Below are 12732 nucleotides of genomic sequence, written 5' to 3' on the forward strand. Positions count from 1 at the left end.
TGGTGCCAGCTGACTGGTTCCACACGATCACGCCGCAGCCTCACCCCCTGACGCTGGACGAATACCGCCTGCTGCCCGGCGACCTGCGGATCGAGATCATCGACGGCTACGTCGCCCACCGGCCCGACCCCTCGCCCGGCCACCAGGCCGCCGCCCGGGGACTGGCCGACCTGCTGGAGAAGCACGCCCGCGAGGCGATGAACCGGGGCTACGGCTGCCTGACCGTCAACACCTCCGTCGACCTGTGGCTGCGCGATCTGCCGCTGCACGTCCGGCGGCCCGACGTCGCGCTGTTCCGCTGCCTGAACGGCGACGGCACACTGCGCCCCGTCGACGTGGTGCTCGTCGCGGAGATCGTCGAGGCCGGGTCGGAGACCACTGACACCTGCGACAAACACACCGAATACGCACGGGCCGGGATCCTGCACTACTGGATCGTGCGGCTCGACTCGGGCGGGATCGCCCTGATCGAGCGTTATCGGCTGGATCCGGCGACGATGGCGTACCGGCACATCGGCACGCTCATGCGCGACGAGGGCGGCTCGCCCGAGATCAGCGCGCCGATCGCGATGGTCATCGACTGGCCGGAGCTCCCAGGGTCGACGCCAGCTGGGCCGGGCTGAGCCGGGCCGAGCCCATGTAGTACAGGACCGTTCCCCGCGCCAGTTCGGCGTCCCAGGGCGGGTTGACCAGCAGCGTCGCGCCGTCACGGGCGGCCAGCAGGGTCGCGCCGTGGTGGCGGCCCAAAGCGGTCTGGCAGTGTTCGACCGTCACCGGGCCGACGGTGAGCCGGACCGAGTAGGTGTCGGCGCCGCCGTGGGTCATGAGCTGGGCGTAGAGGTCGCTGATCCCCGGATCCTTGAGCTCCTCGGTGATCATGTGCGGGGTGTGCCACTGCACGCAGCGGACCTGGTCGCTGACGTACCGGACGTGCCTGACCCGCGACAGGTCGCGCAGCGCCACCACCAGATGGGCGGCGGTGATGACGTGGTCGGCGGTCAGCGCGACGGCGAGCGCCTCGTTGTCGTCCCGCGCGTCGACCAGGACGCTGTGCGCCTTGTGGACGCCCGCTCTTCGCAGGGTCCCCTCGTCGGCCAGGTCGCCCCGGACGAAGTCCACGTCCTTCTCGGGCATCGGGTGGGTCCGGGTCTCGTCCCAGGCGCAGACGACCACCTTCGTCCCGTCGGCCGACAGTTCGTCGACCATCGTCTCGGTACGCCCCGGGCTGTAGCCCAGCAGCACGACGTGCCCGGACAGGTGGACGGTGACCGAGCCGTGCATGCGGCGTCCCCTCGTTCGTTCGATCCGGGTGGCGAGGCGGGTGAACAGCGTCGTCAGCGCGGCGATGCCGCCGACGATCACGTAGACGCCCACGGCGTGGCCCGCCGGCGACTTGGGGAACAGGTCGCCGTAGCCCACGGTCGAGGTGGTCACGACGAACCACCACCAGAAATTGCCCGGCGAGGTGATGTCGGCGCCTGGTTCGGCCATCGTCATCAGGGGCCAGCTCGTCAGGAACACCACGGCCAGCACGAGCACGGGTGTCCACCAGGTGCTGATCCGGGCCAGCAGCCGCGCGATGAAGATCGGCATATGAAACCCCATTCCGGTGCAGGTCACCTTATATGGGGACAAGCCGAAAATGGAGGAGCCGCGGGCCTTCCGGCGGCGCCCGGAAGACCCACGGCTCAGATCGTGGTGGTGCGGTCGGCTACGGGTACGAGACCACCTTCGCGGGGATGGTCGCCGTGCCCTGCGCGGGGCCGCCGGTGGTGTTGATGACGTGGTTGATGATGCCGTTGCCGCCGAGCGAGACGCCCAGGAGGCTGTGGAACTTCACCGTGGACCTGATCGGCACCTCGAAGACCCGGTCGACCTGGATGGTCGGGTCGACGTTGAAGTAGACGTAGGAGCCCATGCCCCAGCCCTCGTGGACCTGGACGTTGTCGCCCACCTTGTAGGCGGCCCAGCCCTTGACGGTGCCGTTCATGTAGGCGGCCTGGTTCGGCGGGTCGTAGGCCTTCTCGTTCTGGAAGAAGATCGTCCGGCCGCGCTCGCCGTACCACTCGACGTCGTACTTGCGGTAGTGCTCGACGAACAAGCCGGTGGCCAGCACGTCGTCACCGTTCACGATCAGGCCGGTCTCGGCCGTGTTGACGTTCCAGCCGATGCCCTCGCCGTGGTCGCCGCGCCACAGCCAGGTGTGGTCGATGATCACGTCGTCGCTGTTGACGATCACGCTGGTCTCGGCGTTGCCCGCGAAGGCGCCGCCGATGCGGACGAACACGTCCTGCAGCGTGGTCGGGTTGGCGGCGTGGTCGGCCGAGGAGCCGGTCGGGCCGACCTCGATGAGGACGGGGGACTTCTGCGGACCGGCGTCGATCAGGAAGCCCGCGAGGCGGACGCCGTCCACATCGGCGACCTTGACGGCCACCGAGGCGTTCTCCGGGATGATCGTCGCCAGGCCGAGGCCCAGGACGACGGTGTTGGCCCGGGTGATGTTGATGGGCGCGCTGATCCGGTAGATGCCGGGGGTGATCAGCAGGTTCAGGCCCTGGGCGAGGGCGGCGTTGATGCGGGCCGCCGAGTCGCCGGGCTTGGCGACGTAGAACTGCGACAGCGGCAGCGAGGTGCCGGGGGTCGCGCCGTTCGCCCAGCTCTGGCCGCGGGCGTTGGTCCGCAGCGAGGGCAGGAAGACCCGGTAGGCGCCCGAGCCGTCGACGTACAGATACGGCTTCTCACGGCTGATCGGGGTGTTCTGCAGCGTCGTGTAGACCGGCTCGGGGAAGCCGTTGGCGGGAGCTCCTGCCACGCCCGAGAAGACCATGTTCCACACGCCGTTGGTCCAGCCGCCGATGGTGGAGTCGCGGGTGTACCACTGCTGCTGCGAGTAGGGCCCGACGGTGCCGTCGACGCGCGAGTCGGCGATGTAGCCGCCGGACGCCCAGCCGTAGCCGGTGGGGGCGAGGTTCAGGCCGCCCTTGATCCACATGCGCCGGAACGGCGCCGCCTGCGACACGGCCCACTGGTTGGTGCCGCCGGTCGGCTGCACCGACAGGTTCTCGGTGGAGCGCCAGAAGTTCTGGGTGGCGTTGCCGCCGAACCAGCCGGCGTCGACGGTGATGCCGCCGTTGATCGTCACGTCGCCGGGGTTCTGGCCCAGGCCGTAGATCGAGGTGTAGAACCCGACCCTGGCGTTGACGTTGTAGGTGCCCGGCTTGAACAGGAAGGCGTGCCGGCCGGTGCCGAACTGCGCCGACTCCTGCTGCGTGAACACCGAGTCGAGCTGGCTCTGGATGGTGGCCGTCGGCGTCGAGGGGTCGTAGACGTGGACGTTCGATCCAAGGTCCCCGCCGCCCTGGATCGGGCCGCCCGGGTCACCCGGGTCCACGGGACCGCTTCCGGTGTAGACGGCGACCTCCCAGAGTGAGTAGCCATAGCCGGTGGCGCGGGCTGTGCCGTTCACTCTGACGTAGCGGCCGTTGCCCGTCACGGTGTGCGACTGCACGCCGCCGGTCGAGCCGGTCACCGACTTGAGGGTGGTCCAGGTCGTGCCGTTGGTCGACGACTGGAGCTGGAACGCGGAGGCGTACGCGCCCTCCCAGCGCAGGTCGATCTTGCAGATGTCGACGGCGGAGCCGAGGTCCACCTGCACCCACTGCGGGTCGGCCGCCTGGCTCGACCAGCGGGTGGCGTTGTTGCCGTCGAACGCGGCCGAGGCCGGGAACCCGGCGCCCTGCAGCGAGGAGGCGGTGGCGGGCTTGTTCAGCGCCGCGTTGGTCGTCCCGCAGGTCCCGCCGCTGGAGCCGTCCGGCCCGAAGACCTGGAACTCCCACAGCGAGTATCCCCACCCGGTGGCCCGGGTGACGCCCTGCATCCGGACATAGCGGTAGGTCCCGCTCACCGCGTAGGTGTCGGTCCCGCCGTCACCTCCGGTGACGTTCTGGACATCGGTCCAGGTGGTCCCGTTGGTGGAACCCTGGATCTTGTACGCGCTCCCGTACGCGCCCTCCCACAGGAGGGTCACCCGGTTGATCGCCTGCGCCGATCCGAGGTCGACCTGGAGCCATTGGTCGTTGGTGTAGAGGCTGGACCAGCGGGTGGCGGTGTTGCCGTCGACGGCCGCCGAGGCCGGCGTCCCGCCGTTCTCGGCGGATGATGACGTCGCGGTTTTGCCCTGCGAGAGCAGGACGTCGGCGAAGGCTGGGCCGGCCGGTAAGGCGACCAGCGTGGCGGCCACGACCGCCGCCGCCGTGCCCCAGGCGGCCAGCCTGGACAGACCTCTCATGCGTGTTCTCCACGTGAAGGGGGGTGTGAAGGGTCTTTCTCAATGCCTTATTTCGATCCTTGATTTAACTTAACGGGAACATGGACGTCAAGGGGTAGCCTGTGGCGATGACGACCTTCAACCCTGAATTGCCCGCCGAGATCCGAGACGTCCGGGAGTGGGTCCACGCGTTCGCCCGGGACGTCGTCCGCCCAGCTGGGACGGTGTGGGACGAACGCGAGGAGACCCCGTGGCCGGTGCTCCAGGAGGCGGCCAAGATCGGCCTCTATTCGATGGATTTCTTCGCCACGCAGTGGTTCGAGGAGAGCGGCCTCGGCCTGCCGGTCGCCTTCGAGGAGCTGTTCTGGGGCGACGCGGGGATCGGGCTTTCCCTCACCGCCACCGGCCTGGCCGCCGCCGCCCTTTCGGCGAACGGGACCGACGAACAGGTGGGAACCTGGCTGCCGGTGATGTTCGGGACACCTGACGACGTGGCCGTCGGCGCCTTCTGCGCCTCCGAGCCGGACGCCGGATCGGACATCGGGGCCATCCGGACCCGGGCCGAGCTGCTCCCCTCCGGTGACTTCCGCCTGAACGGGACCAAGACGTGGGTGTCGAACGGCGGCATCGCGGCGGTCCACATCGTCGTGGCGACCGTGGACCCGTCACTGGGGGCGCGCGGGCAGGTGACGTTCGTCGTACCGCCGGGAACCCCCGGGTTCTCGCAGGGTCAGAAGTTCAGGAAGCACGGCATCCGCGCGTCGCACACCGCAGAAGTCGTCCTGGACGACGTGGTGCTGCCCGCCTCCTGCCTGCTGGGCGGGGTCGACAAGATGGAGGAACGCCTGGCGCGGGCCCGGTCGGGTCAGAGGTCGGGCGGACAGGCCGCGCTGCGGACCTTCGAGGCGACCCGGCCCGTGGTCGCGTCGATGGCGGTCGGGATCGCGCGGGCCGCCTTCGAATACGCGCGCGACTACGCGGGGGAGCGGCGGCAGTTCGGCCGGGCCATCGGGGAGAACCAGGCGGTGGCGTTCCTGCTCGCCGACATGGCCACCCGGATCGAGATGGCGCGGCTGATGACGTGGAAGGCGGCCTGGATGGGGCGGCAGGGGGCCGGGTTCTCCCTGGCCGAGGGGTCGATGTCGAAGCTGGTGGCGGGCGAGACGGCGGTGTGGGTGACCGAGCAGGCCATCCAGGTGCTCGGCGGGGCCGGGTACACGCGCGACCATCCGGTGGAGCGGTTCCACCGGGACGCCAAGATCTTCACCATCTTCGAAGGGACGTCGGAGATCCAGCGGCTGATCATCTCGCGCGCGGTGACGGGCCTGGCGGTCCGCTAGCCGTTGCCGGAGTCGTAGATCAGCCACCGCTCGGCCGGGTCGTCGCGGCCCAGCCAGTAACTCCGGCCCTTTGGGCCGCTCGGCGTGTCCGGGGTCTCGTGCTGCCGTCGCAGGTCGAACAGGACGCCGACGTTGACGACGTCCCGGAACCTTCCCCGGGGATCGCGATCCTCGCTCACGCCGACGATCGTGACGTTGTCCACGGTCCAGTCGCAGCGGATGCTTCTGGTGAGTTCCGCGAATTCCGGCGTCGAGAGGTCTTCCATCCGCTCGGCGTCATGGGCGTTGACGGCGGCCAGGTAGGCGGTGACGGTCCGGTCGGGCGGGTCGGCCGGTGAGGGGATCGCGATGGGGGACGCCGTCTGCGGACAGTTCTCGGCGCATCCGGTGACCCCCAGAACGGACCCGAGAACCAGCGCCAGACCGATGCGGACGGGTCGGTCTGTTCGCCTTCCGCCGGCCCTCACGCGGCGACGCGGCCCGCGAGGCGTTCGTAACGCTGTTTGGCGGCCTGGGGGGAGCCCAGGCCAAGGGCGTCGGCGATCGCCTGCCAGGTCAGCCCGCGCCCGCGCGCGACCAGCAGGAGGCTGGCCTCCAGTTGGTCCATTTCGCCTCTGACCAGGGGCATCAGGGTGAGCGCCGCGGTGAGGTCGGAGGCGTCGACCTCCGGTTCGCCGGGGTCGGGGGCCGCCGTGCCGGCGGCCAGCATGGTGACGAGGCGGACCGCTTCGTGGGGGCCGAGGACCGAGGGGTGGACCTGGCGGGAGCGCTGGGTATCGGTGGCGGCGTGGCGGGTGGCGATGTGGAAGAGAGAGTCGTACACGTCTGCCATCTTGGGCTATTCAACGGAATGTTGTCAACAGAATGTTGAAGATCGGTGAGGAGGTGTACGACCTCACTTGTCGGGCACCCGGGTGGTTATGGGTGAGAACCGTGGCATCAACGGCGAGAGCGAGATCGTGGCCGAGAGATCGGGCGCGGAGACGGAGACCCCCGAGCACCCCATTCCCCGGGACCTCGAACCGTTGACCGACCCGGAGACCGACCCGGACACGGACGAGGAAGCTGGCGAGGAGGCTGGCGAGGACTCCGACATGCCCGAACCCGAGCCCGAGGTCGGCCCCGCCTCCTGACCGATCGTGGAACACGGGATGTTCCAGCTATGAGCTCAGTGACTGGCCGTCGGCGACGTGCGAGCAAATGAGGTCCCCGTCGTGCATCGCTGACCGACCTCGGAAAACGGCGCCCCCGTTCGCCGATACGAACGGGCACGACTGTCATCCCCAGACCCATGGCTGCGGTCCGAGCCCGAGTAGCGCGGCCTTCCGAAGCGGTGTCGTGGTCAGGCCACGACGGCCAGCAGGGTGGTCGCGGCCTCGGTGAGTTCCGGGTCGCCGCTCGTCGTGGCTCTGCGGCGTGCCTCCTCAACGGGGATCCCACGGGTGGCCAGACGCCAGAAAGTGTCCTGGTCCATGGTGACCTCGGCCGCCGGTTCACCGGCTCCCATCCGCCACCGGCCGTCCCGCCGCACCGCCGACCACGCGCGTGCGCCGACCTTCAGCGCGACGGAGGCGCCGTCGGGTCGTGCGAGATCCCTGAGGGTGAAGGGCAGCGCCCGGGCGAAGGTGTCGACGACCGGGTCGGTGAGCTCCCGCGCCCCCGGGCGGCCCACCGCGTCGCGGATCTGCTGCTGGTGCACCCAGAACTCGGTGAACTCCCGGGCCACGTCCAGCCACGCCGGGCTCGGCACGTCCGTCGCCGCCCACGAGACGTCCAGGTCGGCGGGGGTGTCGAGGTCTTTCCGGTGCCAGTACGCGTCCAGCTGGACCCCCAGGTGCCGGATCAGATCCGTCACGACCGCCGACGAGAAGGCGCGGGCCGCTTGCACGAATTCGTCGTTCACCCGCGCAAGAAACGTCGGCAGGGTCTCACCCTCACGAAAGCCGCTTCCATGATGGCCGTCGCGGCTGCCCGACAGGCGGCGGCCGTAGTCGTGGAGGACATGGGCCGCGATGTCATGGACCGTCCATCCCGGGCAGACGGTCGGGCGGGTCCAATCGGCGGGGGACAGCCCTTCGAGCAGGTCCAGCAGCAGCCGTCGCTCGACGGGGAACAGGTGGCGAACGTCGATGGGGTCCCCGAAGATCGTCATGTGCCCAGCTTAGGACGGCCTGCTCTGTCGACTCGGGGACGGACCCGTGCTCCGGCCGAAGGAGTTCGCGCTCTATCCCGACGGGCCCGGCTCGGTTCTCCTGCGGCTGATGCGCAACCGGAACCTGGGCGGACCGGTACGGCCCAGACCTTCCAGGTGTGCACCGGGCGGTGCCTGGCCGCCTCCACCTACGGCGGCGTGGGACGTGCGCCGGCTCACGGCGGCCCAGCTCGGCCGCGTCAGCGCCTTCGCCGCTACGGCTTCGCCCGGACCGGCAGGATGACGGCCGAAGGACGCCGGGGATCGTGGAAGACCTGCTGGTCGGCGGCTCTGAGGGTGGTCGCGGTGGCGCGGGGCTCGCCGGTGCCCGGGTTGCGGTTGTAGCGGGGGAACGCCCCGCTGGAGACCTGGACGCGGATGCGGTGCCCCCGCCTGAACAGGTACGCGGTCGGCCAGAGGTCCACCGAGGCGGCGGTGACCTCGTCGGCGCCGTTCAGGCTGATCAGGCCGTCGCACACGTTGAACGAGCGGCCCTTCTCGTCGACGTCGCACAGCCGGGCGAACACGTCGGCGTGCGGCAGGCTCGACCGGAAGAAGATCTCGGCTCTGATCTCACCGATGACCTCGACGTCTTCGGTGAGTGGCGGGGTCGTGTAGGTCAGCACGTCGCCGCGCGCTTCGAGGGCCGCGTTGTCGACCCGGCCCGCCTTCTGGCCGAAGACCATCCGGACACCGCCCACGGCGGGGGTGGGGTCGGCGGGGTCGTACCGATAGCCGTCGGGTGGGGACTCGGCGGGTTCCTCGGGGGACAGGCCCGCGCCGGGCTGGAGGTGGAACCTCGTCGGTTCGTATCCCGGTGGCGGCCAAGACGGGAAGTCGCGCCAGCGCTCCTCGCCCATGACGTAGAGGCGGACCGGGGCGCGTTCGGGCGGGGTCTCCCCCCGGGCCAGGGCCAGTCCGAAGGTGAGGGTCTCCTCGATGAGCGTCTCGCCGACGCCGGGGGAGGAGTGGGTCCAGGGGCCGACGGTGAGGCGGGCGCCGGTGAGGGCGCGGAAGTCGCGGAGCTGGCCGGGCAGGAAGATGTCGTACCAGCCGCCGACGGTGCTGACCGGCACCCGGATGTCGGCGACGCGGTGCCGGTGGTCGAGTTTCTCCCAGAAGGGGTCGTCGGCGTCGTACACGAGGATGTTCTGGATGTAGTCGCTCGGGTGGGAGCGGTTCAGGGGGAGGGTGCGGAGGGCGCGCTGCGTCTTCCGGGAGCCGAGCAGCATGCGCAGCAGGGCGAAGCGCCGCTCCTGGCCGTCGACCATGACGCCCCACGAGAACGGCGTCTCCAGCGAGAACCCGTCGGCGCGCAGGAACTCCCGGGTCAACGCCGACTCGGAGACGCCCGGGATCATGGCCTTGACCTGGGGCGGCAGCGAATCGGCCACCGACCACTGGGTGAATCCGAGGTAGCTCATGCCGTACAGGACCATCGCATCTCCGAACCACGGCTGCGCGACGACCCACTCCAGCGTGTCGAGGCCGTCGTCGCGCTCGCGCCGCAGCGGGTCGAACGGGCCGTCCGACCCGAAGGTCCCCCGCGTGCTCTGTACGAGAACCTGGAAACCGCCCTTGACCAGTGGTCCGGCCATCATGCGGGCGGTGAGGGCCCGGCCGTAGGGCGACCGCATCAGCACGGTCGGCAGGCCGTCGCCGCCGGTCGTGGGCGTCCACCGGTCGGCCAGCAGCACCGCTCCGTCGCGCATCGGGATGCGCAGGTCACGCTCGATCCTGTGATTCGCCACGTCAATTCCCGCATTCTCTGGTTCGCGGGCCATAAATGGCCGGAATTGATTGTAACTTTCATCGACATATTTGACGGTGGTTGGGGCTGATCGTAGCGTTCGGTCATCGCCTGTGCGCGCCTCTTGGAAATGCGCGCACTTCCTGACAGGAGAGGCCCATGACAGAACGACGTGCCCGTCGGCGCCTGACCGCGTTTCTGCTGGCCGCCCTATTCGGTGCGCTCACCTTCACGCCCCCCGCCCATGCGGCCACCAGCTGCGAGCTGTCGTTCAAGGCCAACTGGCGGGGGATGGTCGGCACGCAGCACCTGTGGCAGGTCGACACGAAGTTCCACAACATCGGCACGGCCGCGTCGACCAACTGGGACGCGGTCATCGGCTTCGCCTATTCCCAGGGCGCGACCCTTCAGCGCTTCTGGAACATCAAGAGGTTGTCGACGTATCAGTGGGTTCCCGCGTCGTGGAACAAAGTCATCCCCGCGGGCCAGAGCGCGACCTTCGGGTTTGAAATCCTCGTGCCGAATGAGACTCTCTCGCCGCTGCCCACCGCCGTCGGGTGTTCCATCACCTATTAGTTCCGCCGCGCTTTTCTCCAGGCGGCGCAGAATTCGGGCAGCGAGTTGTGGCGTTCGGCCGGGTCGGGGTGGCAGGCGCGGGTGACCACCTCCCGCAGAGGGCCTCGGAGGTGCTCGCTGAAGAAGATCTGGGCGGTGCGGCCCATGGTGAACACGCTGGTGCGCTGGTCGATGAGGGCGCCCCGGATGAACTCCTCCGGGGCCATGAAGCGGGAGGAGCCGAACATGCGGCCCATCTCGTTGCGGGAGGGCCCGGGGCGGTAGTGGTCCAGGTCGATCAGGGACAGCCGGTGGGTGGTGAAGTCGTACAGCAGACAGCCGTCGTAGAAGTCCCCGGCCACCTCTCCTGCCCCGCCGAGCAGGTCGTGGACGTCGACGATCGTGTCCAGAGCGGCTAGGAGGCGGTCGCTGCGCAGGCTCCGGAAGCGCTGGAACGAGGAGGCCGGGTCGTCGCGCTGGCCGCGGGGGACTCCGACCAGTTCTCCGGCGGCCCAGTCGTAGACGAGCATCGGGCCGTGGGCGGAGTCGATGACGGCACGGAGGGCCGGCAGAGCGGGGTGCCGGTGGGTCCGGGCGAGGCGGACCGCGTTGTGGAGCAGGTCGACGCGCTGCGCGTGGTCGAGGAAGGGGGTGTGGTCGGGGTGTCCGGCGGTCTTCACGAAGTAGCGCTCGCCGCCGACGGCGACGCCGTAGGAGACGTTGCCGGAGTCCTGCCGGTCGAAGCGGGCGAAGATCGTTCCCAGCCGGTCGAGGTGGTTTTCCGGAGGCTCATCGGTGAGAGCGGGCGTCCACACGGGACCATTGTGATCGGCATGAACGGTGGCCGGCCGGCGAGGCGCTGCCCTCCTTGATCGGCCGGGCCGAACGGGTGATCACGGAGGCACGTGAAGCGCTCTCGATGGCGCCTCACGTGCCCTCAGCGGCAGCCATGAGGGACGAGGTGAGGCCGACCCTCACACCTCCCTTTCCGGATGGCCGCCTGGGATCGGTCCCGCCCCCTCGTCGCGGCCGGCGAACTCGCGCAGCCCTTTGGGGGAGTGGGCGCCCCGCAGGCCGGCCTCGCGCATGAGGCGTTCGATGCGCTTGTGGTTGACCTTCTCGCCGAGCCTGAGCCGTAAATACGCGTGGACGCGCGGTGAGCCGTAGCTTCCGCGCGAGTCGGCATGTATCTGACGGATCAGCTCCATGAGGTGTCCGTCGCGCAGTTCGCGCGGTGACTCCGGCCGTTTGAGCCATTCGTAATAGCCCGATGTCGATACCCGGAGCACCCGGCAGGCCGTCGCCACCGGAACGTGGTCGGCGGCGAGTGCGCGGATCAGCCCGTAGATCACTCCGGCTGGACGCTTGCCCAGAGCGAGATGCGCCGCGCGCTGGAGAATGTCGTTGTCCCTCCGCAACTGCCTGATGCCGCGGCGGAGTTCGGCCAGTTGGCCGGCGGTGCCGGGTCGCGGGTCGGCGCCGTCCTCCTGCAGCCATTTCTGCAGGCACGATCGGCTGATGCCCAGGTCTTCGGCGAGCCGGACGAGTGGTTTGTCGCCCTGGCGCGCGAGCTCGACCGCGTGGCGGCGGAACTCGGGAGGATGCGGGGAGGGCATGCGGGACGTACCTCTCTGGTGATCAAAGCTTCAGGTCACGTGTCCGGAGGACGGGGAAGAACCCCCGCTCCCGTCGCCTCATGGCGCCGCCGGGAAGGCCGTGCCGGGTGATCCAAGAGCGGCGTCCGGCCGCCAGAGCCAGTTCTGCCGGGTGTACAGCGGCCGCAACCCGGCCCTGATCATGTTGTTCAGCGACGGGTTGACCCCGCCCGTCGCCGGTTGGCCGGTCTCGGCGACCAGCCAGCGGCAGCCGGCGTTCGCGGCCTCTTTGGCGCGGATCGCCAGCAGAGCCGACTGAGCCCCGCGGTTGCGGTACTCGGGCAGGGTCGAGCCGCTGTTCAGAGAGCCGACCTCGCCGTGCACGAACAGATTGGCGCCGGCCACCATACGATCGCCGTCCCAGACGGCGAAGGGCCGGGTGTCCGGGTGCTCCACCCCGGCCGCGAGCATCTCCGCGATGCCCTTCTCCGGCATGTCGAAGCCGCGGGTCACGACAGACGCCCACTCCTGGGCGTCGCCGGGGGCGACGGGTCCGACGCGCAGGCCGGTCGCGCCGGGGCTGAAGTCGTCGATCGGGCACCACAGTTTGACTATCCGGCCGCCCTCCCGCAGCTGGTGCGTGGCACGGATGTCGTCCCAGTCGGACGGCAGGACAGACGGGGCGAACTGGAGAGTCGCGCCGGTGCTGCCCTCGCCGCGGTAGAAGTCCAGGATCCGATCGACGAGTGCGGCGGTCACCGGCTCCTCGAAGCCGAACCCCAGGGCCTTGCTCCAGAAGTCCGTCGGGTCCTCGCGCATCGACAGGGCGACGCCTCCGCCGATACGCGTGGTCGTGATGCCGAGTTCGGTCCGCACGGACAGCGGAGCGTTCGCCTGATAGAGGTACATGAACTCCGCCTCGGTGCCTTCGGCCAGGGCGGTCTGCTTCAGAGACAACGTGATCTTCCCCGTTGGATGTGCGTTGTGGAACCTGACGGAAGCAAGACGCGACGACCGAGGCGGAAAGTTCGATT

At 69.5% G+C, this 12732-nt stretch carries 13 protein-coding genes; 4 read left to right on the forward strand and 9 right to left on the reverse strand.

Translation table 11 applies throughout. From position 1 onward, the window contains the following. Positions 1–2: 2 nt before the first annotated feature. A complete protein-coding gene (locus AW270_RS00275; protein WP_218009034.1) occupies positions 3–623 on the forward strand; it encodes a Uma2 family endonuclease in 621 nt (206 codons plus the stop codon). Here AW270_RS00275 and AW270_RS00280 read toward each other — a convergent pair. Together AW270_RS00280 and AW270_RS00285 are read right to left on the reverse strand one after the other, a co-directional pair. Continuing rightward, on the reverse strand, positions 574–1593 hold the full coding sequence (locus AW270_RS00280; RefSeq protein WP_061288883.1) for a potassium channel family protein: 1020 nt from the start codon (positions 1591–1593) through the stop codon (positions 574–576). The two genes, AW270_RS00275 and AW270_RS00280, sit on opposite strands and share 50 nt — an antisense overlap. A 118-nt stretch (positions 1594–1711) precedes the next feature. Next, positions 1712–4288, reverse strand: a complete 2577-nt coding sequence (locus AW270_RS00285) for a discoidin domain-containing protein (protein WP_061288884.1) — start codon at positions 4286–4288, stop codon at positions 1712–1714. A gap of 107 nt (positions 4289–4395) precedes the next feature. Here AW270_RS00285 and AW270_RS00290 point away from each other — a divergent pair, with 107 nt between their 5' ends. Then, positions 4396–5607, forward strand: a complete 1212-nt coding sequence (locus tag AW270_RS00290; RefSeq protein WP_061290055.1) for an acyl-CoA dehydrogenase family protein — start codon at positions 4396–4398, stop codon at positions 5605–5607. Here the strand turns inward: AW270_RS00290 and AW270_RS00295 are convergent. Next, a complete protein-coding gene (locus tag AW270_RS00295) occupies positions 5604–6074 on the reverse strand; it encodes a hypothetical protein (RefSeq protein ID WP_061288886.1) in 471 nt (156 codons plus the stop codon). The genes AW270_RS00290 and AW270_RS00295 overlap by 4 nt on opposite strands. Then, a complete protein-coding gene (locus AW270_RS00300) occupies positions 6071–6439 on the reverse strand; it encodes a DNA-binding protein (protein ID WP_439649028.1) in 369 nt (122 codons plus the stop codon). Before AW270_RS00300 ends, AW270_RS00295 begins: the two co-directional genes overlap by 4 nt. A gap of 88 nt (positions 6440–6527) precedes the next feature. Here AW270_RS00300 and AW270_RS00305 point away from each other — a divergent pair, with 88 nt between their 5' ends. After that, positions 6528–6740: a hypothetical protein gene (locus AW270_RS00305; protein WP_061288890.1), complete on the forward strand. Its 213-nt coding sequence runs from the start codon at positions 6528–6530 to the stop codon at positions 6738–6740. Positions 6741–6949: 209 nt separating this feature from the next. On the opposite strand, the gene AW270_RS00310 is transcribed toward AW270_RS00305, so the two are convergent. Next, entirely contained in the window at positions 6950–7759 is an 810-nt protein-coding gene (locus AW270_RS00310; protein ID WP_061288893.1) for a maleylpyruvate isomerase family mycothiol-dependent enzyme, read from the reverse strand. Between the two features lie 254 nt (positions 7760–8013). Further along, on the reverse strand, positions 8014–9549 hold the full coding sequence (locus AW270_RS00315) for a CocE/NonD family hydrolase (protein ID WP_218009036.1): 1536 nt from the start codon (positions 9547–9549) through the stop codon (positions 8014–8016). Between the two features lie 158 nt (positions 9550–9707). Here AW270_RS00315 and AW270_RS00320 point away from each other — a divergent pair, with 158 nt between their 5' ends. Beyond that, positions 9708–10124, forward strand: coding sequence for a cellulose binding domain-containing protein (locus AW270_RS00320; protein ID WP_061288900.1), 417 nt, complete (start codon positions 9708–9710; stop codon positions 10122–10124). Here AW270_RS00320 and AW270_RS00325 read toward each other — a convergent pair. The 3 genes from AW270_RS00325 to AW270_RS00335 form a co-directional block, all read right to left on the reverse strand. Continuing rightward, positions 10121–10918 carry a hypothetical protein gene (locus AW270_RS00325; protein WP_061288903.1) on the reverse strand — a complete coding sequence of 266 codons (798 nt, stop codon included), beginning with the start codon at positions 10916–10918 and terminating at the stop codon, positions 10121–10123. The genes AW270_RS00320 and AW270_RS00325 overlap by 4 nt on opposite strands. Positions 10919–11077: 159 nt before the next feature. After that, on the reverse strand, positions 11078–11719 hold the full coding sequence (locus tag AW270_RS00330; RefSeq protein ID WP_061288904.1) for an IS3 family transposase: 642 nt from the start codon (positions 11717–11719) through the stop codon (positions 11078–11080). Positions 11720–11797: 78 nt separating this feature from the next. Further along, on the reverse strand, positions 11798–12655 hold the full coding sequence (locus AW270_RS00335) for a GNAT family N-acetyltransferase (RefSeq protein ID WP_218009037.1): 858 nt from the start codon (positions 12653–12655) through the stop codon (positions 11798–11800). Positions 12656–12732 lie beyond the last annotated feature (77 nt).

The organism is Herbidospora cretacea, assembly GCF_001570605.1.
Lineage (GTDB): Bacteria > Actinomycetota > Actinomycetes > Streptosporangiales > Streptosporangiaceae > Herbidospora > Herbidospora cretacea.